The organism is Amycolatopsis lexingtonensis (genome assembly GCF_014873755.1).
Taxonomy (GTDB): Bacteria; Actinomycetota; Actinomycetes; order Mycobacteriales; family Pseudonocardiaceae; genus Amycolatopsis; species Amycolatopsis lexingtonensis.
In genome coordinates this window covers 9,583,837-9,610,534 of sequence record NZ_JADBEG010000001.1, presented here as the reverse complement: position 1 = coordinate 9,610,534, position 26,698 = coordinate 9,583,837, and the positions used below count along the sequence as shown (strand labels likewise).

The 26,698-nt window shown below is 70.9% G+C and carries 26 protein-coding genes and 1 pseudogene; 10 read left to right on the top strand and 17 right to left on the bottom strand.

The window, feature by feature from the left end; translation table 11 throughout:
• Positions 1-8: 8 nt before the first annotated feature.
• From H4696_RS44530 to fabG, 9 genes are read right to left on the bottom strand one after another with little or no spacing between them, the layout of a single operon-like run.
• Positions 9-422, bottom strand: a complete 414-nt coding sequence (locus tag H4696_RS44530; protein WP_086865203.1) for an acyl-CoA thioesterase — start codon at positions 420-422, stop codon at positions 9-11.
• A complete protein-coding gene (locus H4696_RS44525; RefSeq protein ID WP_086865204.1) occupies positions 416-1,603 on the bottom strand; it encodes an acyl-CoA dehydrogenase family protein in 1,188 nt (395 codons plus the stop codon). The genes H4696_RS44530 and H4696_RS44525 overlap by 7 nt, the downstream gene beginning before the upstream one ends.
• On the bottom strand, positions 1,600-3,141 hold the full coding sequence (locus H4696_RS44520; protein ID WP_192782881.1) for an AMP-binding protein: 1,542 nt from the start codon (positions 3,139-3,141) through the stop codon (positions 1,600-1,602). The genes H4696_RS44525 and H4696_RS44520 overlap by 4 nt, the downstream gene beginning before the upstream one ends.
• Entirely contained in the window at positions 3,138-3,932 is a 795-nt protein-coding gene (locus H4696_RS44515; RefSeq protein ID WP_192782880.1) for a ketosynthase, read from the bottom strand. Before H4696_RS44515 ends, H4696_RS44520 begins: the two co-directional genes overlap by 4 nt.
• Positions 3,929-5,110: a beta-ketoacyl-[acyl-carrier-protein] synthase family protein gene (locus H4696_RS44510; RefSeq protein ID WP_086860808.1), complete on the bottom strand. Its 1,182-nt coding sequence runs from the start codon at positions 5,108-5,110 to the stop codon at positions 3,929-3,931. Before H4696_RS44510 ends, H4696_RS44515 begins: the two co-directional genes overlap by 4 nt.
• A gap of 10 nt (positions 5,111-5,120) precedes the next feature.
• Complete coding sequence (locus H4696_RS44505) at positions 5,121-5,366, bottom strand: hypothetical protein (protein WP_086860806.1); 246 nt, start codon at positions 5,364-5,366, stop codon at positions 5,121-5,123.
• Positions 5,366-5,653, bottom strand: coding sequence for an acyl carrier protein (locus H4696_RS44500; RefSeq protein WP_086860804.1), 288 nt, complete (start codon positions 5,651-5,653; stop codon positions 5,366-5,368). Before H4696_RS44500 ends, H4696_RS44505 begins: the two co-directional genes overlap by 1 nt.
• 29 nt (positions 5,654-5,682) lie before the next feature.
• Positions 5,683-6,465 (bottom strand): enoyl-ACP reductase FabI, encoded by a 783-nt coding sequence (gene fabI / locus H4696_RS44495; RefSeq protein ID WP_086860802.1) that lies wholly within the window; start codon positions 6,463-6,465, stop codon positions 5,683-5,685.
• Positions 6,466-6,474: 9 nt separating this feature from the next.
• Positions 6,475-7,179, bottom strand: a complete 705-nt coding sequence (gene fabG, locus H4696_RS44490; protein ID WP_086860800.1) for a 3-oxoacyl-ACP reductase FabG — start codon at positions 7,177-7,179, stop codon at positions 6,475-6,477.
• A 220-nt stretch (positions 7,180-7,399) separates the two neighbouring features.
• Here fabG and H4696_RS44485 point away from each other — a divergent pair, with 220 nt between their 5' ends.
• The 4 genes from H4696_RS44485 to H4696_RS44470 all read left to right on the top strand — a co-directional run bounded on the left by H4696_RS44485 (position 7,400) and on the right by H4696_RS44470 (position 10,383).
• Complete coding sequence (locus H4696_RS44485; RefSeq protein ID WP_086860810.1) at positions 7,400-7,846, top strand: FAS1-like dehydratase domain-containing protein; 447 nt, start codon at positions 7,400-7,402, stop codon at positions 7,844-7,846.
• Positions 7,843-8,283, top strand: a complete 441-nt coding sequence (locus H4696_RS44480; protein ID WP_086860798.1) for a MaoC family dehydratase — start codon at positions 7,843-7,845, stop codon at positions 8,281-8,283. Before H4696_RS44485 ends, H4696_RS44480 begins: the two co-directional genes overlap by 4 nt.
• Positions 8,284-8,817: 534 nt before the next feature.
• The gene (locus tag H4696_RS44475) at positions 8,818-9,228 is read left to right on the top strand and encodes a hypothetical protein (RefSeq protein ID WP_086863819.1); all 411 of its coding nucleotides are present in this window, start codon (positions 8,818-8,820) and stop codon (positions 9,226-9,228) included.
• A 114-nt stretch (positions 9,229-9,342) separates the two neighbouring features.
• The gene (locus H4696_RS44470) at positions 9,343-10,383 is read left to right on the top strand and encodes a glycoside hydrolase family 43 protein (protein ID WP_086863818.1); all 1,041 of its coding nucleotides are present in this window, start codon (positions 9,343-9,345) and stop codon (positions 10,381-10,383) included.
• A 193-nt stretch (positions 10,384-10,576) separates the two neighbouring features.
• Here H4696_RS44470 and fahA read toward each other — a convergent pair whose 3' ends face one another.
• Genes fahA through H4696_RS44450 form a run of 4 tightly spaced genes read right to left on the bottom strand, consistent with a single transcriptional unit; the run spans position 10,577 to position 14,308 of the window.
• Complete coding sequence (gene fahA / locus H4696_RS44465) at positions 10,577-11,749, bottom strand: fumarylacetoacetase (protein ID WP_086863817.1); 1,173 nt, start codon at positions 11,747-11,749, stop codon at positions 10,577-10,579.
• Positions 11,746-12,573: a hypothetical protein gene (locus H4696_RS44460; protein WP_192782879.1), complete on the bottom strand. Its 828-nt coding sequence runs from the start codon at positions 12,571-12,573 to the stop codon at positions 11,746-11,748. The genes fahA and H4696_RS44460 overlap by 4 nt, the downstream gene beginning before the upstream one ends.
• Positions 12,543-13,739: a homogentisate 1,2-dioxygenase gene (locus H4696_RS44455; protein WP_086863816.1), complete on the bottom strand. Its 1,197-nt coding sequence runs from the start codon at positions 13,737-13,739 to the stop codon at positions 12,543-12,545. Before H4696_RS44455 ends, H4696_RS44460 begins: the two co-directional genes overlap by 31 nt.
• 35 nt (positions 13,740-13,774) lie before the next feature.
• On the bottom strand, positions 13,775-14,308 hold the full coding sequence (locus H4696_RS44450) for a MarR family winged helix-turn-helix transcriptional regulator (RefSeq protein WP_192782878.1): 534 nt from the start codon (positions 14,306-14,308) through the stop codon (positions 13,775-13,777).
• A 133-nt stretch (positions 14,309-14,441) separates the two neighbouring features.
• Here H4696_RS44450 and H4696_RS44445 point away from each other — a divergent pair, with 133 nt between their 5' ends.
• From H4696_RS44445 to H4696_RS44435, 3 genes are read left to right on the top strand one after another with little or no spacing between them, the layout of a single operon-like run.
• The gene (locus H4696_RS44445; protein ID WP_086863815.1) at positions 14,442-15,173 is read left to right on the top strand and encodes an NUDIX hydrolase; all 732 of its coding nucleotides are present in this window, start codon (positions 14,442-14,444) and stop codon (positions 15,171-15,173) included.
• Positions 15,170-16,306 (top strand): 5'-methylthioadenosine/S-adenosylhomocysteine nucleosidase family protein, encoded by a 1,137-nt coding sequence (locus H4696_RS44440; protein WP_086863814.1) that lies wholly within the window; start codon positions 15,170-15,172, stop codon positions 16,304-16,306. The genes H4696_RS44445 and H4696_RS44440 overlap by 4 nt, the downstream gene beginning before the upstream one ends.
• On the top strand, positions 16,303-18,324 hold the full coding sequence (locus H4696_RS44435; RefSeq protein WP_086863813.1) for a hypothetical protein: 2,022 nt from the start codon (positions 16,303-16,305) through the stop codon (positions 18,322-18,324). Before H4696_RS44440 ends, H4696_RS44435 begins: the two co-directional genes overlap by 4 nt.
• A 6-nt stretch (positions 18,325-18,330) precedes the next feature.
• Here the strand turns inward: H4696_RS44435 and H4696_RS44430 are convergent, their stop codons facing one another.
• A complete protein-coding gene (locus tag H4696_RS44430) occupies positions 18,331-19,872 on the bottom strand; it encodes a hypothetical protein (RefSeq protein ID WP_143265330.1) in 1,542 nt (513 codons plus the stop codon).
• Positions 19,873-20,106: 234 nt separating this feature from the next.
• Positions 20,107-21,360, bottom strand: coding sequence for a sulfite oxidase (locus H4696_RS44425; protein ID WP_086863811.1), 1,254 nt, complete (start codon positions 21,358-21,360; stop codon positions 20,107-20,109).
• Positions 21,361-21,474: 114 nt separating this feature from the next.
• Between H4696_RS44425 and H4696_RS44420 the strand changes: the two are divergent.
• From H4696_RS44420 to H4696_RS44410, 3 genes and pseudogenes are all read left to right on the top strand, one after another.
• Positions 21,475-21,744: pseudogene (locus H4696_RS44420) on the top strand (beta-class carbonic anhydrase); the annotation flags it as partial.
• Positions 21,745-21,889: 145 nt separating this feature from the next.
• Entirely contained in the window at positions 21,890-23,086 is a 1,197-nt protein-coding gene (locus H4696_RS44415) for an LLM class flavin-dependent oxidoreductase (RefSeq protein WP_192782877.1), read from the top strand.
• Positions 23,087-23,096: 10 nt separating this feature from the next.
• Positions 23,097-24,440, top strand: coding sequence for an NtaA/DmoA family FMN-dependent monooxygenase (locus H4696_RS44410; protein WP_192782876.1), 1,344 nt, complete (start codon positions 23,097-23,099; stop codon positions 24,438-24,440).
• Here H4696_RS44410 and H4696_RS44405 read toward each other — a convergent pair.
• Complete coding sequence (locus H4696_RS44405; RefSeq protein ID WP_086864119.1) at positions 24,425-24,871, bottom strand: GNAT family N-acetyltransferase; 447 nt, start codon at positions 24,869-24,871, stop codon at positions 24,425-24,427. The two genes, H4696_RS44410 and H4696_RS44405, sit on opposite strands and share 16 nt — an antisense overlap.
• 13 nt (positions 24,872-24,884) lie before the next feature.
• Positions 24,885-26,696: a rhamnogalacturonan lyase gene (locus H4696_RS44400; RefSeq protein WP_086864118.1), complete on the bottom strand. Its 1,812-nt coding sequence runs from the start codon at positions 26,694-26,696 to the stop codon at positions 24,885-24,887.
• Positions 26,697-26,698 lie beyond the last annotated feature (2 nt).

The window sequence follows — 26,698 nt, the reverse complement described above, 5'->3', positions numbered from 1 at the left end:
AAGGCGCGTCAGCCCCGCAGGGACTGGACTTCGCCGAGCGCTTCGACCAGGCGGCCGGGAAGCGGGATGGTGCCGTGCCCGTCGGTGGAGACCACGGCGTAGACGATGCACCCGGTGCAGGCGATCTCCCCGTTGCGCCGGAAGGCGAAGTCCAGGGTGAAGCTCTTGCCGCCGATCCGGGACGTGCTGACCAGGATTTCGGTGAAGTCGCGGGCCCGCACGCCGGCGCTCCAGTCGAGCTCCGCGTGCACCACGTGCACGTCGAAACCCAGGTCGCGCCATTCGGCGTAGGGCAGGCCCTGGTCGACGAAGAAGACGTCGATCGCCTCGTCGACGTAGCCGAGGTACCACATGTTGAACATGACGCCTTGGCCGTCGATCTCGTAGAACCGCGGCTTGAACGTGAAACTGGGCTTCACCATGAAAACGCGCCTTCCTCGTAGAGGTTGACCCCGAGGGCCGCCTTGCCGACATACTCCAGGCACTCGTCGGGTTTCGCCGGCATCACGCCGCAGTACTGGACCTCCCGGATCAGCCGTTCCAGCGCCTTCCCCCGGCTCACGGCCGCGGACCCGCACAGCGAAACGGCCTCGCGGATGAGGTCGGGCCCCAGCTCGCCGACGACGTACTTCGCGGCGTGCACCCGGGCGTTGGCCTCGATGCTGCCCCGGTCCGCGTCGATCGACCGGCCCGCGTCGAACACCAGCGCGCGGGCGGCGGCCAGCCGGGCCGACATCCAGCCGAGGTTGCGCTGGACCACCGCCGAGTCCGCGCGGCCGGGCGCCGCGGCCATCGCGTCCACGACGAACCGGACGATGGCCTCACAGATGCCCAGGTACGCCCCGGTGTAGCCGGCGATCATCCAGTGCGGCTCGCGGATGATCTTCGGCAGCGACATCCCTTCGATGCCGAGGAACAGGCGCCCGGCCGGCACCACGACGTCGTCGAGCGACATGCCCGCCGTGCTCGTGCCGTACATCGCGCTCATTTCGTAGATCTCGCCGAACTTGACGCCGTCGTCCTCGCGCGCCACCAGGAAGTGCGAGATCTTGCCCGGGTCCGTGCTCCCCTCGGGCCGGGCCGGCACGGCGTAGTAGTCGGCGACGCGCGCGAGCGAGACGAACGCCTTCTTGCCGCTGATGACGTACCCGCTGCCGTCCTCCGTGGGCCGGTAGGTGGTGCGCAGGCCCATCAGCTTCGCGCCGCTGCCCACCTCCGAAGAGGCGGAGGCGAACATCTTGCCGCCGTCGACGATCTCGTCGAAGAACCAGGTGCGGAAGTTCTCGGCCATCGGCGGCAGCGGGGCGTCCGCGGCGTCGCACATGCTCCCGATGACGGCGTTGTGCATGTTGAGACCGAGCGCCGCGGGCCCGTTGTAGGCGGCGAGGGCGGCCAGGACCTGCCAGTAGTGCTCGAACCCGAGCCCGGCGCCGCCGTACCGCTTCGGCACCACCAGCTTCAGGAACCCGGCCTCGCGCAGGAGGTCGTAGGTTTCCCCGATGTCGCCGGTCCGCGCATCGACGTCCGGGGCGAGCGCGGCGAGCTTGGGCCCGATCTCGTGGGCCGCGCCGAGAATGTCTTCGAAGTCTTCGGGAAGGCTCATCGTGATCCCCTCGTCTCGTCCCCGGTGGGGAGTTCGGGCGGCGGCGCCGCGGCGAGCGCCAGCCGGTCGGTCTTTCCGCGGTCGTTGACCGGCAACGCGTCCAGCCGGACGACCCGGTCGGGAAGCATGTAGGCCGGCAGGTGCCCGCCGAGGTGGCGCAGGACGTCGGAGTCCGCGGCGGAACCGGCGGCGTACACCCAGATCTCGCCGCCGGGCTTCTGCACGGCGGCGACCGCGCCGATGCCGGCCAGTTCGGCGGCGACGCTCTCGAGCTCGCCGAGGTCGATGCGGTACCCGCGCCGCTTGACCTGGACGTCGCGCCGGCCGCGCAGCCGGATCCGGCCGCCGGGGGCGCGGGAGCCGAGGTCACCGGTGAGGTAGGCCCGGCGCACGATCCCGTCGCGGAACCGCAGCCGCCGCGTCGGGTCGCGCAGCTCGCCCGCCTCCAGGTAGCCCTGGAACACGGTCGCGCCCGCCACACAGATCTCGCCGTCGCCGTCGGTGGGCCGGCCGGACTCGTCGAACACGTCCACGACGTCGCCCGGAATGGCCGCGCCGACGGTGAGTTCCCGCTCCGCCGTCCAGTCCGGCGGCACCCGGGTGAACGTGCAGACGTTCGTCTCGGTCGGTCCGTAGAGGTTGTACGCGGGCTTGCCGTCCAGAAGCTTGAGGTACTGCTCCAGCGCGTGCGGCGAGAAGGGCTCGCCCGCGTAGAGCAGGGCGCGCAGCGCGGTCGGGAGTCCGTCGCGGACGCCGCCTCGCTCGAGCAGTTCCTGGTACAGGGACGGAACGGCGTACAGCACGGTCACCGCGTTGTCGGTGAGCCAGCCGGCCACGTCGCGGGGGAAGGCCTTGATGCGCTCGGGCATCAGGACGGCGCACGCTCCCGCGGCGGCGGTGCTGAACAGGTCGAAGGTGGACAGGTCGAACGTCAGCGCCGCCTGCGAGCCGACGCGGTCCGTGGGCTTCAAGCCGACCTCGTCGGCCGCCCAGGTCGCGAAGTGGGCGACGTTCTCGTGCGAGAGCAAGACGCCTTTGGGCCAGCCGGTGCTGCCCGAGGTGAACAGGACGTACCCGCCTTCGGTGGCGGTCGCGGCCGGCGGGGCGGGTTCGCAGCACAGCCAGCCGAGGCCGTGGCCGAGTTCGCCCAGCTCGTCGTCCGTCCCAGCCACCGAACGGGCGGCGCCGAGCACCGACGGCGTGGTGAGCAGCAGGGAGAACCCGGCCTGCTCCCGCATCCGGCGGGTCCGGGCGACCGGGCCGCGGACGTCGAGCGGGGCCACCACGGCACCCGCCCGCAGGCCCGCATGGATGCCGAGGACCGCTTCGGCCGACTTCGCGGCGAAGACGCCGATCCGGTCGCCCGGGCGCACCCCGGTCAGCTCGAGCTCCCGCGCCAGGTCGTCGACGGCCGCGTCGAGCTCGGCGTAGGTCCAGGTGCGGTCGCCGTCGACCAGCGCCGGCCGCGACGGATGCGCCTTCGCGGCCGCGGCGAGCAGGCCGTCGAGCCTGGCCGGTGTCCGGCTGTCCCCTGTCATGGTTGTTCGACTCCCCCGGTTTCGTTGTCCAGCAGCAGATCCAGCGAACGACGTCCCCACGCCGTCTCCAGCGGGACCGACAGGATCCGGTTCGTCGCGGCCACCGCGGCCGCGTACAGCTCGACCAGCCCGGCCAGCGCGCCGAACTCGGGCCGCTTCCCACCGTCCACTATGGAATGCGCCGTCTCGGACAATTGCCCGCCCCGGCGGAACAGGAAGGCCACCGCCGTGTCGGCCTGGGCCAGCGGCAGCGGCGCCAGCTCCTCGGCGACTCGGCGGGCCCGCGCGTCGGCGCCGAGGTCGGCGCCGACCAGCAGCACCTGGTCGACTTCGCCGTCGGCCAGCAGCAGGTCCACCAGGTCCAGTGCCTCGCCGCGCAGGTCGTGCCGGGCGGAGAAGCACATCGTCGGCCCGGTGATCCCGAAGTCGCGCGCGACGACCCCGAGGATCGTGGTGGGTACGGATTGGTAGAACAGCAGCGGGTTCGCGACCTGGCCGGCCGCGAGCAGCTTGCTGCCGAGGTCGGCGGTCGCCGCGTCCCCGAAGGTCGTGGCGAGCACGAGCGCGGTCCGCGCGCCCTCGGCACCGAGGGGCTCGCCGCCGGTGACACCGGCCAAGCACTGCGCGACCACGGCCCGGACCAGCGGGCTGAAGCTCGACTCCACGAACCCCGGCACCTTCGGCAGCTTCACCGGTTCGCCCGCCGCCCCGTCCGGGCCGGTGCCCGCGGGTGCGAGGAACGCTGCGGCGACGAGCCGGTGCGCGGTGGTCTCCACGGCAGGCGCGCTCATCGGCGCTCCAGCACGATCGCGGTGTTGACCCCGCCGAACGCGGAGTTCAAGCTCACGGCGTAGTCCATCCCCACCTCACGCGGAACGTCGGTCACGTAGTCCAGGTCGCACGCCGGATCCGGCGTGGTGAAGTTCGCCGTGGGCGGGACCGTGCCGTGCCGCAGGGCGAGCAGGGTGATCACGGCCTCGACCGCGCCGGCCCCCTCGAGCGGGTGCCCGGTCGTGCTCTTGGTCGAGCTCACGGCCACCTTGGGGGCCCTGGCGCCCAGCACGTCGTGCAGCGCGGCGGTCTCGGCGGTGTCGTTCGACGCCGTCCCGGTGCCGTGGACGTTGACGTAGTCGATCCGGTCGGCGTCGAGCTTCGCGGTGCGCAGGGCCGCCCGGAAGGCGTCGGCGGTGCCCCGGCCCTGCGGGTGCGGGCGGCTGACGTGGAACGCGTCCGACGTGATGCCCCACCCGGCGACCCGGGCCAGCACCTCGGCCCCGCGGGCCCGTGCGCTGCGTCCCGATTCGAGGACGAGGCCGGCCACGCCGTCCCCCAGCAGCAAGCCCGTGCGGTCCTTGGCGAAGGGCCGCACGATCCCGTCCTTGGCGAACGCCCGCGCCGAGTCGAACTTCGCGAACAACTCCTCCTCGACCAGGTACGCGCCCGCGCACAGCAGCGCGTCCACCCGGCCCGCCCGGATCAGCCGGGCGGCGTGGATGATCGCGTCCGCAGAGGCGACGCACGCGTTGACGAACGTCGACCGGTACGGCCCGAGCCCGAGCCGGTCGGCCAGCGCGTGCGAGAGGTGGCCCGGCAGGCTGTCGGCGACCGGTTCGCCGTCCCCGCGCCAGAACGCGGTGATGGGCGTGTAGTCTCCCTGGCTCCCGACGATCGCGCCGCCGATCTTCGAAGGTTCGAGCCCGGACATGGCGATCGCGGCCGACGAGCAGGCCGTGAGGACCTCGCGCTGCCGCGGCGGCGAGAAGGATTCCGCGTGCATGCCCGGATATCCGGGGCCCGCGCCCGTGTAGGTGGCGGCCGTGTCGCACCGGAACCGGCCGGTGTCGAACCGGCGCACCGGGCCGAACCCGTGCCTGCCCTGGAAAACCCCGTCGAGCAGGGCTTGCTCACCGAAGCCGAAGGCGGTGAACACCCCGTACCCGGTGATGACGACGTCGCTGCCGGCGACCATGGCGGTCTCCTCAGCTCTGCCCGCGCGCGGCGGCCAGGTCGTTGACGTAGTCCCGGATCCGCGTCAGCGACGAGAAGTACTCCGCGCGGACCTCGCGCAGGTCCAGCTCGATCCCGTGGTCGGAACGCAGGCTGTGCTGCAGCCAGGCCAGCGAAAAGGAATCGACGACCAGTTCGGTGTCGTCCGCCAGCTCTTCGACGCCGGCCAGCGTCCGGCCGTCGACCAAGATCTTCCTGATATCCCCCGTGGTCACCATCAGGCCACGCGCCTTTCGCTTTCCCGGGCGTCCTGGACGAGCGCGCGCACCTCGTCGACCAGCCCGCCGAACGTGGCCGTGACCATCCGCTCGATCAGCTCGTCGGAAAGGCTGACGTCGTACTCCCGTTCCAGGTGCACCACGATTTCGAGGAGGCCGATCGACTCGACCCCCAATCCGCCTTCGCCGATCGGCGTGTCCCAGCCGACGGCGCCTTCGATGTCCTCGTCGAGAAATCCCTCGAGCACGGATTTGACGAACGCCGCGATCTCTTCCCTGGTGGACATTCCGTCCTCTCCCTTGTTCCCGGACCGGTTCAGTGCGCGCCGCCCACGGCGTGCACACCGCCGTCCACGTGCACGATTTCCCCGGTGGTGCCCGGGAACCAGTCGGACAGCAGCGCCACGCACGCCCGCGCGGCGGGCACCGGGTCACCGATGTCCCAGCCCAGCGGGGCCTGCTTCGTCCACGACGCGGCGACGTCGTGGAACCCCGGGATGCCGGTGGCCGCGACCGTCTCGAGCGGACCCGCCGCGACCAGGTTGACGCGGATGCCGTTCGGGCCCAGGTACCGGCACAGGTACCGCGCGCACGACTCGAGCCCCGCCTTGGCCACGCCCATCCAGTCGTAGACCGGCCAGGCCTGCGTGGCGTCGAAGTCCAGCCCCACCACCGAACCGCCGGTCTCCAGCAGCGGCAGGCAGGCCGTGGTGAGCGACATCAGCGAGTACGTCGACGTGTGCACCGCGGTCGCGACGTCTTCCCACGGTGTCTTGAGGAAATTGCCGCCGAGCGCCGTCGCCGGCGCGGCCCCGATCGCGTGCACGACGCCGTCCAGCCCGTCCACGTGCTCGCGGAGCCTGCCTTCGAGTGCCCGCAGCTGCTCGGGGTCGGTGACGTCGAGCTCGACGACCGGCGGCGGGTTGTCCCGGCCGGACGGCAGCCGCTTGGCGATGCGCTCGGTCAGCGCCGCCCTGGGGTACGCGGTGAGCACGACCGTCGCGCCCTCCTGCTGCGCGATCTTCGCCACGTGGAAGGCGATCGAGGCGTTCGTGAGCACGCCGGTGACCAGGATCCGTTTTCCCTCGAGAATTCCCATGGTGACTCCCTAAAGACCCATGCTCAGGCCGCCGTCGACGGGGACGACCGCACCGGTGACGTAGCCGGCGTCCGGACCGGCGAGGAACCGGACGAGCTTGGCGACCTCTTCCGGGGCCGCCGTCCGGGCCAGCGGGATCTTCGCCAGGGAGTCCGCCCGGACGGCGTCGCTCAGCCCGGCGGTCATGTCCGTCTCGACGAGACCGGGTGCGACCACGTTCACCGTGATGTTCCAGCGGGCGAACTCGCGGGCGAGCGTCCGGGCGAGGCCGACCAATCCGGCCTTCGACGCGCCGTAGTTGGCCTGCCCCGGCTGGCCGGTGAAGGCGACCACCGAGGAGACGAAGACGATCCGGCCCGCGCGCTTGCGGGTCATGCCGCGCAGCGCCTGCTTGCTCACCCGGAAGGCGGCGGTCAGATTGGTGTCGAGAACCGCGAGAAAATCTTCCTCTTTCATCAGTGGAACCAGCTTGTCCCGGGTGATCCCGGCATTGGAGATCAAGACCTCGACCGGGCCCTGTTCCTTTTCGATCTCCCGGAACGCGGCCTCCACCTGCGCTTTGCTGGTGACATCGCATTCGACGCCGAAAACACCCTCCGGAGGCTTTCCGGAACGGTAGGTCACCGCGACGGAGTCACCACCGTCGGCCATTTCCCGGGCAATGGCGAGACCGATTCCCCGGTTCCCGCCGGTGACCAGCACGGATCTCGACATCAGGCCCCCCGCCTTGGTGAAATCTCCGAATTTGGGTTCGACACCCTCGACCCAACGTGGCACAGGCCCGTCGGGCCGCCAACTTCGAGCTTGCTCTCGGGGAGCACCGTCCTGAGGGGAGCACACCGAAGGCATGCGTTCCTAACTTGCGTCAGTGCGGCGGCCACGCACGGACGGCGATTTCTTCTTCCGCCACCCGAAACGGCACTACGCTGCCGTCATGGCGCTGAACCCCCAGGCAATCGGGCGCAGCTACGCGCCCGATCATGCTTTTTCGATCGACCGGCAAAAAATCAGGGAGTTCGCCGACGCGATCGGTGATCCGGATCCCGCGTACCGGGTGGCGACGGCGGAGGTCATCGCACCGCCGACGTTTCCGGCCCTCTTCCTGCAGAGCGCGTTCGAAGTGCTCGCCGCCGATCCCGATCTCGGTCTCGACCGCACCCGGATGGTGCACGGGGACCAGTCCTTCACCTACCGCAGGCCGCTGGTCGCCGGCGAGCGGGTGACCGTCACCGCGTCGATCACCGACATCGGCACCCGCGGCGGCGTCGAACTCCTGTCCGTGCGCTACGACGTCGCCACTGTCGAGGGCGAGCCGGTGCTGACCGCCACCGCGCTGCTGGTGTTCCGGCTCGCGGACGAACGATCGGAGGACGCGGCATGACCCCCAGGACCCACGAATCGGTGTCGGTCGGCGACGCGCTGCCCGCCCGCGAGGTGCGGGTGCGGCGCGCCGACCTCGTGCGCTACGCCGGTGCCTCGGGCGACTTCAACCCGATCCACTGGAACGAGCGGGCCGCCGCCGAGGCCGGCCTCCCCGGCGTGATCGCCCACGGCATGCTGACCATGGCGCTGACCGGCACGGTGCTCACCGCCTGGGCGGGCGACCCGCGCGCGATCATCGAGTTCACCACCCGGTTCCTCCGGCCCGTCGTCGTCCCGGACGACGAGGCGGGTGCCTCGATCACGCTGTCGGGCAAGGTCCGCGAGAAACACGACGACGGCACGGTGCGCGTGAACGTGGTCGCCACGGCCGGCGCTACGACGGTCGGCCGCGCGTCCGCCGTCATCCGGCTGGCGGGCCGAACACCTCAGCCGTGAACCCCGCCGCGGCGGCGGAAGCCACGTGACTCGCCGAAACCCGTCCGGGACGTCATGAACGAGTCGTTCACCTCGCTGGACGCGATGGCTCCGGCAAAATCGCGTCGGTGCAGCCTGCAGCGGTGCGCCAGCGTCTTGAATGAGTCATTCAGGACCTCCGAAGACCTGAATGAGTCATTCAAGACGTGGAGCGAGCGGGTCACCGGCGGCAGGGTGGCCCGGCCGCGTGACTTTGCCGGGATCCCGGCCGTGATGTCGTGAACGACTCGTTCAGGTCGTCTGGTGAGGTGAACGACCCGTTCATGACGTGCGGGCAGCCGGATCGGCCGTGCTGATCCGACTTTGCCGGGGCCCTGTCGCTGGACGCGATGAAAGGGTCGTTCACGATCTCCCGCCCCCCGATCACGGCGCAACGCCCGCCCGGGCGGGTGGCGGCGGAATTCCCCGCACTCGTCCGGTGCTACCTGCGGCCGGATCGGGCTGGGTATCGTCGGTCGTCGCACTGAGGGAGCACCCCGTCACGGAGGTAATGCCATGCGCAAGATTCCCGCTCTGGTCTCGACGATCGTGCTGGCGGCGGGAATGGGCGTGGTGACCGCCGGGCCGGCCGCGGCGCTCGGGGGCGAGACCTACGGGTGCCAGATCTCGCCGGGGCCAGTCGGGTCCTACAACGGGAACTGCCGCAACAGCGCCAAGTACCAGGGCCCGTACTCGGCCGGGTTCGCCGTCGGCGGGGCGCCCGCGGGCACGACGTACACCTGGCACGTCCCCGCCGGCTACCAGACCGCGCCCGGGCTCTGCACCACGACCGCCGGCTGCCGGGTCGACGGGCTGACCGGCGACGACACGGTGACCGTCTCGGTCACGCTCACCCAGGGCAGCGCCACGGAAACGCTTTCCGCCACCGCGTTCATCATCGCCGTCTGCGGAAACGTCTACTGCTGACTCACCGGTTCAGACCAATTTTGCCCGGCTTGATCGAGCAAGCTCTACCGGCCACACCCGATCACAGGTGATCCTGCTGTCGGTTCCCCCGTGGATCGACCCAGGGATGTGGTCATGGTGTTCCGCCGCCTCGTTCTCGTGCTCGCCCTGTTCGCCGCCGTGACCTCCGGGACCGCGGAGGCCGGGCAGACCGCCCTGCGCGCGGCCGATCCCAGCGTGCTGCGGATCGGCTCCACCTACGTCGCCGTCCAGTCGTCCGGCGGCGGGATCGTGGTGCGCCAGGCCGCGTCCCCCGACGGCCTGGCCACGGCCACCGCGCGGCGGATCTGGTCGGACACCCGCGGCCTCGGCGAGGTGTGGGCCCCGGAGATCGTCACCGACGGCGGCCGGTTCTACGTCTACTTCACCGCCGGAACCGGTGCGGCGCACCGGATTTACGTGATCAGCTCGGCCGTCGCCGACAGCGGCTACACGACAGAGACCCAGCTCGCGCTCCCCGACGGCAAGTGGGCCATCGACGGCACCCTGTTCACCTTCGGCGGCCAGCGGTGGTTCGTCTGGTCGGGCTGGGCCGGCGACACGAACGTCGAGCAGAACCTCTATATCGCCAGAATGAGCAGCCCGACGACGCCGACGGGGGCGCGGTACGTCATTTCCCAGCCGCGGGAAAGCTGGGAACGGGTCGTCGGGAACCCGTACATCAACGAAGCACCGGAAGCGATCAAGGACCCGAACGGCCAGCTGCACATCGTCTATTCGGCCAACGGCAGCTGGAGCGACCAGTACTGCATCGCCGAGCTACGCCTGCGCGCGGGCGGCGACCCGACCTACGTGTGGGACTGGTACAAGTCCAACGGCTGCCTCTTCGGCTCGAACCGCACCACGATGATGACCGGCTGGGACCCGACGCTCTACGTCAACGGACCGGGGCACAACAGTTTTGTCCTGCTGAACGGCGACATCGCGACCAGCCCGCCCGCCGGGCCGAAGTTCCCGCTGATGTTCCACGCGGTCGCGAAGGGCACGCCGTATTCGTGGGCCAACCGGTTCTGGTACACGGGAACGTTCTGCTGGTGGGGATCGACGACGTACCGGCGGGCCAACGTCCCCGGCGCGACCACCGACACCGGGTGGAGCCTCAAGTTCTTCGAATGAGCCGCCGGTCGCCGGGCAGCGACCGGGGCCGATGCCGGCCGGACCGTCGCCATCCGGTTCGACCGGCGGGCGCAGTCACCCCGCGGGAGCTGGCTCGGCTCCGCCTACGGGCACTTGCGGTTCCTGACCGCGGAAACCGCGCGAACGTGCACCGTCGAGCTGATGAGCGAGGTGATCGCCCGCGTCCTCCCGCCTAGCTGAGCCCCGCCGGGAGGATGCGGCCCCGGACCTCGCCGAACGCGATGCGGCCGCCGCTCGCGCCCGGAGCCGTGGCCGTGATCACCACTTCGTCGCCGTCCAGCAGGAACGAGCGCTGCTCGCCCTTGACCGTCAGCGGCTCGGCACCGCCCCAGCTCAGCTCCAGGAACGCGCCGCGCTGGTGCTTCTCCGGGCCCGAGATCGTCCCCGACCCGTACAGGTCACCAGTGCGGGCGGAAGCGCCGTTCACCGTCAGGTGGGCCAGCATCTGGGCCGGCGACCAGTACATCTCGCGGTAGGGCGGGCGGCTGACCTCCTCGCCGTTCCACTCGACGACCAGCTCGACGTCGAGGCCCCACGGCTGGCTCTCCCGCAGGTACGGCAGCGGCTCCGGGGCCTGGCCGGGCAGCGGGACGCGCGCGGCTTCCAAGGCCAGGAGCGGGACGACCCACGCCGAAATCGACGTCGCGAAGCTCTTGCCGAGGTTCGGGCCCAGCGGCACGTACTCCCAGGCCTGGATGTCGCGGGCGGACCAGTCGTTGAGCAGCACCGCGCCGAAGACGTGGCGGGCGAAGTCGTCCGGGGGGATCGGGGTGTTCAGCGGGGTGCCCGTGCCGACCACGAAACCCAGCTCGGCTTCGATGTCCAGGCGCGTGCTCGGGCCGAACACCGGCGCCGGGTCGGCTTTGCGCTGGCCGCTGGGGCGGACGATGTCCGTGCCCGAGACCAGGACCGTGCCCGAGCGGCCGTGGTAGCCGACCGGGAGGTGCTTCCAGTTGGGCAGCAGCGGTTCCGCGTCCGGCCGGAACAGCCGGCCGACGTTCGACGCGTGGTGTTCCGACGCGTAGAAGTCGACGTAGTCCGCGACCTCGATCGGCAGGTGCAGGGTGACGTCGGCGAGCGCGTGCACGGCGTCGTCCGGGACCTCGCCGGTCACGAGCGAGGTCAGCTGCGAACGGACCGCCACCCAGCGGTCGTAGCCCTGCGCCATGAACGGGTTCAGCGTCGGCGCCGCGAACACGTCGTCGCCCAGCGCGCGGGCCAGGTCGAGCACGGAGTCGCCGACGCGGACGCCGACGCGCGGCGCGCCGCCGGCGGGCGAGAACACGCCGTAGGGCAGGTTGTCGGTCCCGAACGGGGAGTCCGCCGGGATCTCGATCGTGGTCATGCCTCTCCTCGGGGCAGCAGGCCGAGCTCGGCCAGTTCGGTCAGGGGGTCGGTGATGCTGCACGTGCCGAACGACGTGAACCGCGCGCGGACGCCGGCGGGCAGGTCGCGCACGAGCGCCGCGACCGCCGGGCCGTCGCGCTCGGCGAGGAGGGCCTCCGCGCGGTCCGGGTCCGCAGCCGCGAGCAGCAGGTTGAGGAAGCCGTGCTGCTCGAAGCCGGTGTCCGGGTCGGTGTTGCGCAGGGCGTGGTGCAGGCCGGCCGTCGCCTTGAACGGGACGCCGGCGGCGACGGCGGCCCGGATCGCGCCCGCCAGCTCGGCCTCGTCGGGGTAGAGCTCGGCGCGCACGCCGCCGGTCCGGAACTTCGCCCGGTGACCGGTGCCCGCGAGCGCCCGCAGCAGCGGCCCGCGCCGCTCGTCGCGCGGGATCTCGACGTACACCGGCGCGGTCGCGGCGGACACCTCGTCGAGCACCTCGTCCGGTCCCATGCCGTCCGGCACCGCGATTTCGAGGGCCTGCAGGTCGACGGGCAGCCGCGGGACCGCGGCCAGCACGCCGGGCAGCTGCGCGGGACCGCCCGGCAGCGTCACCGCGAGCGGCAACGGCGTCTCGCGGGCACCGAGCACGCCGGCCAGCTCGCCGAGCGCCGGGGCGGCGACCACCAGCGGCCCGACCAGGTCGGTGTACCAGGCCGCCGAGTACCCGTCGTGCGCGGCGACGGCGTCGGGCAGCGGCGCCAGGCCGGGCGGGAACACGGCGGCGTCGTCGCACAAACCGGTGAACAGCGCGGGAATCAAGACGGCCCCCGTCCCGACCACGTCCACGCGTAGCCCGGGTCCTCGCTCGCCAGCCCGCCCTCGCCGAGTTCCAGCGGGCGGAACGTGTCGACCATGACAGCCAGCTCGTCGAAGAACTCCGCGCCGATCGACCGCTCGACCGCACCGGGCTGCGGGCCGTGGCTGTGGCCACCCGGGTGCAGGCTGATCGACCCCTGCCCGATGCCGGATCCCTTGCGTGCCTCGTAGTTCCCGCCGCAGTAGAACATCACCTCGTCGGAGTCCACATTGGAGTGGTAGTACGGCACCGGCACCGCCAGCGGGTGGTAGTCGACCTTGCGCGGCACGAAGTTGCAGATGACGAAGTTGTACCCCTCGAACACCTGGTGCACCGGCGGCGGCTGGTGCACCCGGCCGGTGATCGGCTCGAAATCGGCGATGTTGAACGTGTACGGGTACAGGAACCCGTCCCAGCCGACGACGTCGAACGGGTGCGTGGGGTAGACGTACCGGGTCCCGGTGATGCCTCGCGAGCCGCGGTGCTTCACCAGCACCTCGACGTCCTCGCCCTCGGCCAGCAACGGCTCCTCGGGCCCGTGCAGGTCGCGCTCGCAGTACGGCGCATGCTCCAGCAGCTGCCCGAACTTCGACAGGTACCGCTTCGGCGGCGTGATGTGCGAATTCGCCTCGACGACGTACGCGCGCAACGGCTCGTCCCCGGTCGGGACCCAGCGGTGCGTGGTCGCGCGCGGCAGGATCACGTAGTCGCCCTGACGCGCCTCCAGCACACCGAACACCGTCTCGACCCGCGCTTCACCGGACTCGACGTACACGCATTCGTCGCCGACGGCGTTGCGGTACAACGGCGACGTCTCCCCCGCCGCGACGTAGGAGATCCGCACGTCGCCGTTGCCCAGCACCAGCCGCCGCCCGGTCACGACGTCGGCGCTTTTCCAATCCTGACCGGGGAAAAGCTCGTGCAGCTTCAGGTGCCGCGGGATAAGCGGCCGGTTCTCGGTCAGCGACTGGTCCGGCAGCTCCCACGGCGTCGCGTCGACGATCGCCGACGGCACCCCGCGGTGGTAGAGCAACGACGAGTCCGACGAGAACCCCTCCTCGCCCATCAGCTCCTCGTAGTAGAGCCCGCCCTCCGGCGTGCGGTGCTGCGTATGGCGCTTCGGCGGGATGGTGCCCGCACGGCGGTAGTACCCCATGGTCGCCTCCTCGGCCGATTTAGTTCACATATTTACTAACTGCGGCTGCGCGTGTCGATCCCCGCGCGGCTGGTGATCAGCTTGCCCAGCAGCATCACGAGGATGCGCTGTTCGGTCTCGGTGAGCGCGTCCGTCCAGCCGAATTCGCGCTCGTTGTGCTCCTGGAACACCGAAACCATCTCGTCGTGCCCCGCCGCGGTCAGCGAGAGCCGGACCGAGCGGCCGTCATGCTCGTCCGGGGTGCGGTCGAGCAGGCCGTCCGCGACCAGCACCTTGGCCAGGTTCGACACGGCCGCCCGGCTCATCCCGGTCAGCCGCGCGGCGCTCTTCGGCTCCAGCGGGCCGGCCAGCCAGACGACGAACAGCAGCCGGAAGGCCGACCACGACCGCCCGCGCGGCCGGTGCACGGCGGCCTCGAGGTCGTAGGTGACCAGGTCGGAGGCACGGTTGAGGGTCAGCAGCACCTCGGTGGCGAGCTGGTGCCGGAAGCCGTACTCCTCCGCCAGCCGCCGGTTCGCCAGCGCCACGAAGGACCAGAAGTCCAGCTCGGTGGCGGTCACGTCCTGCACAGGGCGCAGCCTAACGCGGGCGCACCAGATAGTCAAAGTCAAAACTATATGTGCGGACCGGACTCCGGTTGCCACACAGCGTTACGCCGAACGCATCTTTACTGTCGATATGACAGTAATTACTGTCGATCGCATGCCAGACGAAGATTGGACCCCTCCGCCCGTGCTGCTCGCCGTCGACCTGGTGATCTTCACGCTGCGCGAGTCGGCCCTGCACGTGCTTTTGATCGAACGAGGAGTCGACCCTTTCCGCGGCTCGCTCGCCCTTCCGGGCGGCTTTCTCGAGCACGACCGGGAAGACGTGCTCGCCGCCGCACACCGCGAGCTTCGCGAGGAGGCCGACCTCGACGCGTCGCGGCTGCACCTGGAGCAGCTGGGTGCCTACGGCGCCCCCGACCGCGACCCCAGGGGGCGGGTCGTCTCCGTCGCCTACCTCGCCATCGCTCCGGGTCTTCCGGAGCCGCTCGCGGGCACCGACGCGGCGCGAGCTTCGTGGACACCGGTGACCGAGATCCTCGCCGGACGCGCCGAGCTCGCGTTCGACCACCGGGACATCCTCGACGACGGGCTGGAACGAGCACGCTCGAAACTCGAGTCGTCCGCGCTCGCCACCGCGTTTTGCGCCACCACCTTCACCATCAACGAGCTGCAGCAGGTCTACGAAGCGGTGTGGGGCGTGGAACTCGATCTGCGGAACTTCTACCGGAAGGTCCAGGCGGTGAACGACTTCATCGTGCCCGTCGGCGCCGAGCGCCGGGTCGGCCGGGGCCGGCCGGCCCGCCTGTTCAAGGCCGGCGACCGGACCACGCTGTACCCGCCACTCGTCCGGCCCATCCCGGCAACCACCACGAAGGGAAACCCATGACCGACGACCTGGTGGTGATGCTCACCGCCCTGAACGAAGAATACAAAGCAGTCCACGCGCGGCTGACCGGCACGGAAGTGCTCAAGCACAGCCGGGGCACCCGGTTCGAGGTCGGGACGATCCGGGGCACCTCCTGCCGGGTCGCGCTCAGCCTCACCGGCAAGGGAACCCAGCCCGCCGCGGTCCTCGCCGAGCGCGCGATACAGCACTTCTCCCCCGTGGCGCTCATCTTCGTCGGTGTCGCCGGGGCGTTGTGGGACACGCCACTGGGCGACGTCGTGGTCGCGACCCACGTCTACGCCTACCACGGCGCCACCAGCGAGGACGACGGGCTGAAAGCCCGGCCGCGGGTCTGGGAGACCGCACACGAGCTGAGCCAGCTCGCGCAGCACGTGGCGCGGACGGGCCGCTGGGCCCGGGACGTTTTACCCGGCACCGAGGTCCATTTCGGTGCCATCGCGGCCGGCGAGGTCGTCCACAACTCACGCTTGTCAGCGGAACGGCGCTGGATCCGCGAACACTTCAACGACGCGCTGGCGATCGAGATGGAAGCAGCGGGCGTGGCACAGGCCGGCCACCTGAACGGCGCACCCATCGCGATCGTGCGCGGGATCAGCGATCCGGCTGATGGCAGCAAGACCACCGAAGCAGACCGGAAGTGGCAACCCACGGCGGCGGCGAACGCGGCCGCCTTCGCCGTTCAGCTCGCCCGTGATCTGATCAAGGAACAGGAGCCCAGCGCGATGGACGACACCACCGAGTCGAACGACAGCGGCACGGCCCGAAACATCGGTTTCGGTCAGATCGGGATCCAGGCCCACACCGTCACCGGCAGCACCGTGCAGCAGAACAACTCCCCGAGTGGGGATGGCCCGGTCGACTTCGGTACCGCACTGGCCGAGCTGCGAGCCGATGTCTCCCAAGAACACTCCTTTGGCCGGCTCGACGACGCCACTTATCAGGCCGCCCGCAGCGAGCTCGACATCGCCGACGAAGCACTCGAGGCCACCACTCGCGAGGGCAAGCAGAAGTTCGTGCTGGCGCTCAAGCGGCTCGGCGGACTCCTCGGGGACCTCGCCGGGCCCGCCGCGAAGATCGCGGCCCTCATAGTGGCGGCGAAAGGATTGTCGTGACCGATGAAAAACCGAAGACGGAGAACACCGCCACCGGGTCGCAAGTCGGCATCCAGGCCAACGAAGTCCACAACTCGACCGTCTACCAGCTGCACCACGACGCTTCGCCGGAAGAGAAGTACCGGGTCGGGCTCGCCTACCTCCGGGACGGCGTCCCGTCCGAGGCCCGCCGGCTGATCCAGGAAGCGAAGGCACGCGGCTACGACAGCGCCGAGGTCGAGTTCCACTGGGTGCTCGCCATGCTCAGCAAACGCTCCTACCGCGACTTGACCCCCGACGAGCGCAAACAGCTGGCCACTATGCCGATCACGTGCGCCGGCTTGCCGGTCGACGACTGGACGCAATCGCTGAACGCCGTGTGCGAGCTCCTCGAGTACTTCAGCAAGACCGGCAGCGACCCCGGCCACGCGCTCAAAGAACTGGAGAAGCTGCCTGCCGACCACCGCGAGATGATCGTGCGGCACCTCGACCTCGTCCTGACCGGCAGCCTGAGGGACAGCTTCTGGGTGGAAACCCGGCAGAACGCCGAGAAAATGCGGTTCGCCGACGAGCGGCAGAAAACTGTCTGGGCCTATTTCCAGCCCGAGCCCATCCCGCCGCGAGCTCGCCGTCCGGCTCCGAGCACCGTCACGCTGGCGGACTGCGCCCGTGCCACCATCGGCACACTGGCGAGCGGACCCGCCATCGGGTACTTGGTCAAAACAACCATCCTGACTTCCCAGCCACTGCCGATCTTCGCCTGCTTGCTCGCCACCGCCGCGGCCTACGTCACGGCCAAGCACGGCCTCGATTGGGGATACCGGCGAGAACGGCTCTCAGCCGAAGAACGCAGACATCGCAGCAGACGAGGATCCGACCCGGGACTGGACTCGATATTCGCCCACGACGTGGACGAATCGTTCCACCGCTACTTCATCAAGTACCGGCCCGAAGACGTGAAACTGAGGAAGTGGCTGAACGACACCGAAGGCTTCCGCGCCGCACTGCGCGACGAGGTCGTCGGCCTCTACCGCGAGAAGCTGCTCTTCGCCAGACGCGTCAACTGGCTCATCCGCTACCTGACCAGGGACGCAGTCGCCCGCTGGACCGCGGGAACGCTGCACCGGTACCGTGACCGGTACCGGGTCACCGCGGCGATGAAAGCCCGCTGTGTGGTGTCCGGAATCGCTTTCGCGGGTCTTTCCGCATACGTCGTTTCGGCGGCCTTGCGGGTGGAGATCCTGCCCAACGCGGCAGCGACCTTCGTGGCCGTGGTCGGCACCTGGGTCGCCGGCGCGGGCTGGTCACGCATCCTCAATGAACGCCGCCGGATCAAAGAGGGCGAGCTGGACCACGACAAGACGATGAGCGACCGGCAGGCCGAGTACGACCGCTGGGTACGGAAACTGAAATCGACCCGGCCGAACGAGACCCAGATGGAGAAGTGGCTCACGGCGGACAAGATCATCGTACTCGACGACACACTGAAGCACTACGGGCTCGCCTGGCGCGACGTCCTCACCCACGCGTTCCTGCAAGCCCCCGGCAGCGACTACAAGGGAGCGCGTGACCCCAACGGTCCTTGGCGGTACTCGAAGTACGACATCCGGATCTTCCTGATCACCCAGGAAGGCGTGCGCGAAGTCAGCGTGGAAATGGATTTCGAGTACGCCAAGCGCAAAAGCCAAGAGCGCAATAACTACCGCTTCGACGCGGTCTCCTCCGTCCACGTCGTCACCACGGACGACCTCAGTTCCATACTCGAATTGACCCTCATGAACGGCCCTTCGCGGAACATCCGGGTGACCGACCCGGCTGCGACCGGGGACAAGGTGGCGCCGGGCCAAAAGGACCCTCAATCCCTGGCGAAAATGGGCCGCGACGCCGCCGGCTTCTCCCACACGTTGCACATCTTGGAAGGCATCGCGGCGGAAGGGAAGAAATGGATCGAGCGCGACCCGTTCATCAACGACCAACCGAGTGGCGAACTTCCGACCGATCCCGATCCCGACTCGGAGCCGGACGAGACGGACACGTGAGCCGGACTAGCGGGCCGCGCTCTCCCTGATGTAGCCCGGCAGCCCGGTCCACCAGCTGGCCGCCGTGCGGACGCGAGCCGGGAGTTCGGGGCGGCTGACGACTTCGCCGAGGAGGGCGTGGCGGTCGCCGATCCCCATGCAGTACACCAGCCGGTCGAGCACCGACACCGAACGCGCGCTGTCGTCGTGGCGGGCGTTCTCGGCGTAGCGGGCGAACGCCCGGCGGTAGAAGGCGTCGGGGCTGACGCCGCCCACGTGGCCCAGCGCGTACGCGGCGGAATCGCGCACCGCGACGCCGAGCTGGTCGGAGAGCACCATCGCCTCGATGAGGCGCCGTTCCTGCTCGCCGCCGAGGACGCGCAGTGCGTCGAGCAGCCGCTCGACCCGGTCGGGGTGACCGCGCCGGCGGAGGGTGGCGGTCAGCTCGCGGGCGAGCGCGTGCGCCAGCGGTGCCCGGTACGGGGTCGCGTAGAGCAGGAACATCGTGCAGAGCCGCACGTCGAACACGGGGTCGTCGAGCATTTCGTCGATGAACACCGCGAGCAGCGGGTCGGGCGGCGGCTCCTCGATCGCGGCCAGGGTCTCGGCGGCCAGCCGGTCCGCGACCGGCGCCGCCGCCGGCCACAGCGCGGCCATCGCCGCGGTCCAGACCCGGCCCGGGACCTTCGCCCGCAGCTCGCGGGGAAGCAGCTGCAGCAACCGGGCCGCCAGCGGCGTCCGCTCGCCACCGCCGGCCGCCACGAGCGCGCACAGGATCGGCAGCAGCGACGCCGCCTGCCGGTCGTCGAAGTGCCCGAACCGCAGCTTCTTGGCGCTGGTCAGCAGGGCCCCGTAGAAGGTCCGGTCGGTCAGCGGGTCGGTGAGGTGCCGCACGACCGACGAGCTCGCGGCGGGGTGGGCGCTCGCGCTGAACACGCCGAGGGTGCCGATCAGGCTCTGCGCGGAGGTGTCCGCCGCCGCGGCGGCGGCCGCGGCCATCGCCGCCCGCTGGCCGACCGGGTGCACGATGAGCCGGTGGAACGCCTCGGCGCGGCGCATCCACGAAACGCCGTCCGCGATGCACATCTCGGTCAGCAGCCGTTCCGACAGCCGCTGCCAGGTCGACGCGGGACTCAGGATCAGCTGCGGCCGGCCGGCGAGGAGCTCGGTCAGGCGATCCCATTCCTCGCTGCCGAGAACGGCTTCGGTCACAGCCAGGTCGACCAGTTCGTCCAGCGGCGCCCCCGGGTTCGGCCGCCGGTGCCGCGCCCACGGCGGGACGGCCTGGGCCGGCGGCGTGAGGTAGCGCGCGACGGTGTCGTTGGCCGCGACGAGGAGCCCGGGACGCAGGCCGAGCATCCGTTCGTAGCGCCGCACCGCCGCGCCCGGCACCGTCGTGACGCGGTTCTCCCAGCGGGACAGCGTGCTCACGGACACCGGCGGGGTCACGCCGTCGGCGTCGAAATCCGCGGCGAAAGCGGGGAGCCGGCGGTACCGCGACCGGGCGCCCAGCACGCGGTTCGTCCGCAGCAGCCAGCCCGCTCGCCGTCCCGCGCTCACCCGTCGCATCGCACGCCCTCCCGCCCCCAGGGAACAACGCGCCGTGCCGCGGGGCCAGTGGTGGTGCGGAATTGCCTCGGAACGGGCCCGCCGCATCCGCTGAACGCGCGGGCTCGTTCGGCCGGGCACGGTTGTCAAGGGGCGTTGCCGGGGATTTTTTCACTGCACCGGTGAGCTTTCTTCCCGCCGTTCCTTCCTACCGTCGAAGCGCGGCAGGAAGGAGGCGGCCATGGAAACCCACCGCTAGGCCACCGTCACGGGGTGCCGGACGACCGCGCCGAACAGGTAGCCCTGCGTGTTGTACGGCGTGACGTCGGGCTGCCGCGCGCCGGTGACGTCGGTGGCGCGCGCCCGCAGGGTGTACGGCCCGGCCGTGCGGGGCCGCCACGGGAACTCCCACCGCAGCCAGCCGCGGTCGAGCGCCGCGCCGACCGGTCTCGCGGGCTGCCACGCGACGCCGTCCGTGCTGACCTCGACCCGGCGGATCCGGCCGTGGCCCGACCAGGACCGGCCGCGCAGCACCTGCCGCTGCCCGGCCGCGAGGGTCGCGCCCCACGGGAGTTCGAACGCGCTTTTGACCACCTGTTCGGTGACGAGCGTGCCCTCGGCGGGGTAGTCCGGGCCCAGCAGCCGGTAGAACTGCGTGTTCCACGGCGACACCAGCGGCGTCGCGGAGACCTCGATCCGGCCGAGCCACTTGATCGACGCGATCCCGGCCCACGACGGCACCACGAGCCGCACCGGGAAACCGTGGTCGGGCGGCAGCGGCTGCCCGTTCATCTCGTAGGCCAGCAAGGTGTCCTGCAGCGCCTTGCCCACCGGCAGCGGCCGCCGCACCTTGCCGAGGTTCACCCCCGCCGCGACGTAGTCCGGGTCGAGTCCCTCCGGCAGGACGTCGACGGCGTCGCGGGTCAGCCCGGCCCGCGCGAGCACCGTCGCGAGCCGGACGCCGCGCCAGCGCGCCACCCCGACCGCGCCCAGCTTCCACGCCGTCCCGCTGACGGCCTGCCCCTGCTGGCTGCCGAAGAAGCTGCGGCCGTTGCCGGTGCATTCGACGAACGCGGTGATCGTTTCCTCGGGCAGGGCACGCAGCTCGCGGTAGGACAGCTCGATCGGCGCCGCGGCCGTCGGCGCGCCGCGCAGGCCCGAGCCGAAGAGCTTCAGCCGCCAGGTGGCGGCGTCGAGCACGGGCGTCGAGGTGTGGTCGCGGACGAAGAACCGGTCGACCGGGGTGAGGTAGCCCTGGTCGCGCATCGATTCCCAGCGGGTCTCGGCGTTGCTGCCGTAGACGTCGAACAGCTCCGGCGGCAACGGCTTCACGATCGGCCCACCCTCGGCGGCGGCCACCGCCGGCACGGCCGTGCCCGCGGCCAGGGCGAGGCCGCCGGCCGCGGTCAGCCGCAGGAGGTCTCGCCGGTTGAGGCCGGGCATCCGGGCCCGCCCGTCCCGCCACTGCGCCACGCGGGTCCGGTCGTAGGCCGTCTCGTCGCTCGTCATGCGGGGATTGTCGGGATCGGCGTGAGGGGCGGCCAGGATGTCCACGGAGCGGAACCGAGGTCCTTTGTGGACGGTCCAGGTGGTGGGCACGGTTGCGTGGGCGACTTCACCCGGCCGCTGCCTCCCGCCAAGCACGTCGCCGTGCTCGCCTGCATGGACGCCCGCATCAACGTCTGCGGCGTGCTCGGCCTGCGAGAAGGCGAAGCGCACGTCATCCGCAACGCCGGCGGCGTCGTCACCGAGGACGAGATCCGCTCGCTCGCCATCAGCCAGCGGCTGCTCGGCACCGAGGAGATCATCCTCATCCACCACACCGACTGCGGCATGCTCACCTTCACCGACGACGAGTTCAAGAAGTCCATCCGTGCGCGGGTTCGTCTTCGACGTCGCCACCGGGAAGCTGACCGAGGTCGGCTGACCCCGTGGTTTATTCCCCGGCCCCCGGCTCGTCCCAGCCACTGGCCACGCCACCCCACCCCGCGGGAACCGGCGCAGACTGCGGGTACGGGCCGAGAGAAGGGAAGCCGGGATGACAGGACCACGGATCGCCGTAGCGCTGGACGGGGCCGGGTGGCACCCCGCCGCCTGGCGGGAGCCGGGGGCGCGGCCCGGCGAGCTGCTCACCGCGGGCTACTGGACCGACGTGGTCCGCGAAGCCGAGGCCGGCCAGCTGGACTTCGTCACCCTGGAAGACTCCCTCGCCCTGCAGACCGTGCACCCGCTCGACCGGCCGGGCGAGCGGGACGGCATCGTCCAGGGACGGCTCGACGCGGTGCTGATCGCCGCCCGCGTCGCGCCGTTGACCTCGCACATCGGGCTGGTGCCGACCGCCGTCGTCACGCACACCGAGCCGTTTCACCTGTCCAAGGCGATCGCCACGCTCGACTACGTCAGCGGCGGCCGCGCGGGTGTCCGCGTGCAGGTCGCCGGGCGCGCCGAGGACAACCGGCACTTCGGGCGCCGCGAGTTCGGCGAGTTCCGGCTCGAGGACGCCGCCGAGCCGGGCCGGCCGAGCCCGCTGCGCGACCTGTTCGACGAGGCCGCGGACTACGTCGAGGTGCTGCGCCGGCTGTGGGACAGCTGGGAGGACGACGCCGAGATCCGCGACGTCGCGACCGGCCGGTTCGTCGACCGGGAGAAGCTGCACTACATCGACTTCGAGGGCCGCTGGTTCTCCGTCAAGGGCCCGTCGATCACGCCGCGGCCGCCGCAGGGCCAGCCGCCGGTCACCGCGCTGGCCCACGCCGCCGTCCCGTACCGGCTCGCGGCCCGCTCGGCCGACGTCGTCTACGTGACGCCGGCGCACCGCGCGCAGGCCGCGTCGATCGTCGCCGAGGTGCGCGACGAGCAGGACCTCGCCGGCCGCGGCGCCGAGACGCTGCACGTCTTCGGCGACGTCGTCGTGTTCCTCGGGGAGACCGAGCAGGCGGCCAAGGACCGCAAGGCGCGGCTCGACGAGCTGGCCGGCGAGGAGTACACCTCCGACGCGCACGTCTTCACCGGGACCCCGGCCGGGCTCGCGGACCTCCTGCTCGACTGGCAGGGCGCGGGCCTGTCCGGCTTCCGGCTGCGGCCGGGCGCGGTGCCGCACGACCTGACCGCCATCACCCGGGGACTGGTGCCCGAGCTGCGGGGCCGCGGGGCCTTCCGCACCGGGTACGAGGCGAGCACCCTGCGCGGGCTGCTCGGCCTTGCCCGCCCGGCCAACCGCTACGCCGCCGTCTGAGAGGCCCGAGATGACCCGCAAGCAGATCCACCTCGCGGCGCACTTCCCCGGCGTCAACAACACGACCGTGTGGAGCGACCCGGAGGCGGGCAGCCACATCGAGTTCAGCTCGTTCGTCAAGCTCGCGCAGACCGCCGAGCGCGCGAAGTTCGACTTCTTCTTCCTGGCCGAGGGCCTGCGGCTGCGCGAGCAGAACGGGGAGATCTACGACCTCGACGTCGTCGGCCGCCCGGACACGTTCACCGTGCTGTCCGCGCTGGCGGCGGTCACCGAGCGGCTCGGGCTGGCCGGCACGATCAACTCGACGTTCAACGAGCCGTTCGAGGTCGCCCGCCAGTTCGCCTCGCTGGACCACCTCTCGGCCGGGCGCGCGGCCTGGAACGTCGTGACGTCGTGGGACGCCTTCACCGGCGAGAACTTCCGCCGCGGCGGGTTCCTCCCGCAGGACCAGCGCTACGAGCGCGCGGAGACGTTCCTGCGCACGGCGTGGGAGCTGTTCGATTCCTGGCGCGGCGACGAGATCGCCGCCGACGCCGGCAGCGGCGTGTTCCTGCGGGACCCGGCCGCGGGCGCGTTCGCCCACCACGACGCGCACTTCGACATCGAAGGCCGGTTCCCGGTGCCGCGCAGCCCCCAGGGCCGCCCGGTGATCATCCAGGCCGGCGATTCGGAGGAGGGCCGCGAGTTCGCCGCGGCGACCGCCGACGCGATCTTCAGCCGCTACGGCACCCTCGAAGCCGGTCAGGCGTTCTACTCCGACGTCAAGGGCAGGCTCGCGAAGTACGGCCGGACCCCGGAGCAGCTGGTGATCCTGCCCGCGGCGACGTTCGTCCTCGGCGACACCGACGCCGACGCCCACGAACGCGCCCACGTCGTCCGGCGGCAGCAGGTCAGCGGGCAGACCGCGATCAAGTTCCTCGAGCAGCTGTGGAACACCGACCTGAGCGGCTACGACCCGGACGGCCCGCTCCCCGAGTCCGACCCGGTCCTCGGCGACCACACGATCGCCCGCGGCCGCGCGAGCGTCCGGATGTACCGCGACCCGCTGGCCACGGCGCGCGAGTGGCGGCAGCTGGCGGAGGCGAAGAACCTGTCGATCCGCGAGCTGATCATCGAGGTCACCGCCCGCCAGACGTTCATCGGTTCCCCGACGACGGTCGCCGACGCGATCGACGAGCTGGTGCAGGCCGACGCGAGCGACGGGTTCATCCTCGTCCCGCACGTGACCCCGGGCGGCCTGGACGAGTTCGCCGACACGGTGGTTCCGCTGCTGCAGGAGCGCGGCTCGTTCCGCACGGAGTACACGGGCACGACCCTGCGCGAGCACCTCGGCCTGGATCAACCGCGCCGGTAGCTGTAGTGGATGAACCCGTCGTGGTACATGCCCACCTTGTCGTAGAGCGCGCGGGCCGGGGCGTCGGCGAGGGTGTTCCAGTACAGGCTCGGGAAGCCGCGCTGTTCGGCTTCCCGAGCCACCCAGTCGATCATCGCCGTCGCGACACCCCGGCGCCGGACGGCCGGGTCCACGAAGAGGTCCGCCAGGTAGCACTTCCCGGCGTACCAGACACTGGCGTGGAACAGGTAGTGCGCGACACCGACGATCGCGCCGTCCAGCCGGGCGGCGATCCCGTGAACGCGGTCGTCGCCGAGCAGGCGCCGCCAGGTGCGTTCGTAGTCACCGTCACCACGCTCGACGGCGAAGTGGGTGTCCTTGCCGCGGGCGAGTTCTTCCCAGCGGGCCCGGTCGGATTCGGTCAGGAAGCTGATCTCCACCACGGTGGTCATCCTGCCCCATGTGTCACGCCGGATTGACCTTCGGATGCGGCGGCTGGTTGTACGCGGTGTTCTGCCAAGCCACCGCCTCCCGGTACTGCCGGTCCTGCATCAACGACACCCGCGAAATGCTCGTCGGATCCGTGGTCGAATAAATCCGCAACGCCCGGTTGTCCGAAGTCGCCCAGACGACCTCCTCCCGCCAGTCCCCGAACAGATCCGCCTGCAACGCCGGTGTGTTCTTCGTGCCGTTGTTCGCATGCACGCCGGACGCCGTCAGCAGGCGCGTGTCCGCGCTCGTGCCGTACTTGTCGATGTGGGTGCCGTCCAGCAGTTCGCGCTGGGCGTCACCGTCCCACCAGATGACGAAGTTGGTCGACGACGGCTTGCGCCCGATGTTCTGGCCGCTCGTGTTCAGCAGCCCCGCCACGCCGGACGACCAGGACTCGGCGCCCGGGCTGCCCGCCCAGATGTCGTCCGACACGCCGCGGCCGTTGTCGCAGCCGCACGGGAGCTGCCACAGGATCTGCCCGGTCTTCGCGTCGGCCATCCACGCGCCCGGCTTCGACGTGTCTTCGTCCACTTTGAACTCTTCCAGACCCGGCCGGCCCGGGATCAGGTCGCCGACGTGCATCGCGTCGCCGTGGCCGAGGCGGGTGTTCCACAGTGGACCGCCGGTGTCGTCGATCGCCATCGCGCCGAAGACGATCTCGTCGCGCCCGTCCGCGTCGACGTCGGCGATCGCCAGCTGGTGGTTGCCCTGGCCGGTGTACTGCGAGCCGGCCGTGTTCGAGTCGAACTTCCAGCGCTCGGTCAGCGCGCCACCGCGGAAGTCCCAGGCCGCGATCACCGTGCGCGTGTAGTAGCCGCGGCTCATGATCAGGCTCGGGTGCGAGCCGTCCAGGTACGCCGTGCCCGCCAGGAACCGGTCGACGCGGTTGCCGTAGCTGTCGCCCCACGACGACACCGTGCCGCGCGGCGGGTCGTAGTTCACCGTGGCCGCCGCCGCGCCCGTCTGGCCGTTGAACACCGTCAGGAACTCCGGACCCGAAAGAACATAGCCGCTGGAATTGCGGTAGTCCGCGCTCGCGTTGCCGATGACCTGGCCGGTGCCCGAGCGCGTGCCGTCCGCCGTCTTCATCGCGACTTCGGCCTTGCCGTCGCCGTCGTAGTCGAAGACCTGGAACTGCGTGTAGTGCGCGCCCGCGCGGATGTTGCGGCCCAGGTCGATCCGCCACAGGCGCGTGCCGTCCAGCCGGTAGGCGTCGACGTAGACGTTGCCGGTGTAGCCGGACTGCGAATTGTCCTTGGCGTTGCTGGGATCCCACTTCACGACGAACTCGTACTGCCCGTCGCCGTCGAGGTCGCCGACGCTCGCGTCGTTCGCGCTGTAGGTGTAGCTCTCGCCCGACGGCGTCGTGCCGCCGGCCGGGACCTGGATCGGCACGTCGCGGGTGCTCGCCGCGGCCGTGCTGTCGAGCGTCAGCGACTCCTCTGCGGCGAACGCCGATGCTTGCTCGACCCCGCCGACCACCGCGTGCACGGTGTACTTCGCGCCGGCGGGCGCACCGGCGTCCAGGTAGCCGGTCGGCCCGCCGGCGGGGGTCGTGGTCACGCGGGTGCCGTCGCGGTAGACGGCGAACGCCACCCCGGCCGGGTCGGCGGCGAGCAGCCGCCAGCCGACCCGGTTGCCCGCGGCGGTGTGGACGCTGATCACCCCGCGGTTCAGCCGGTCGGTCTGCGGTGCAGCCGCCGCCACCGCGGGGGCCGGGGTGAGGCCGGCCGCCAGCAAGCCCACGGCCAGCAGCCGGCCGAATGCGGATGTGCGCAAGGACATGA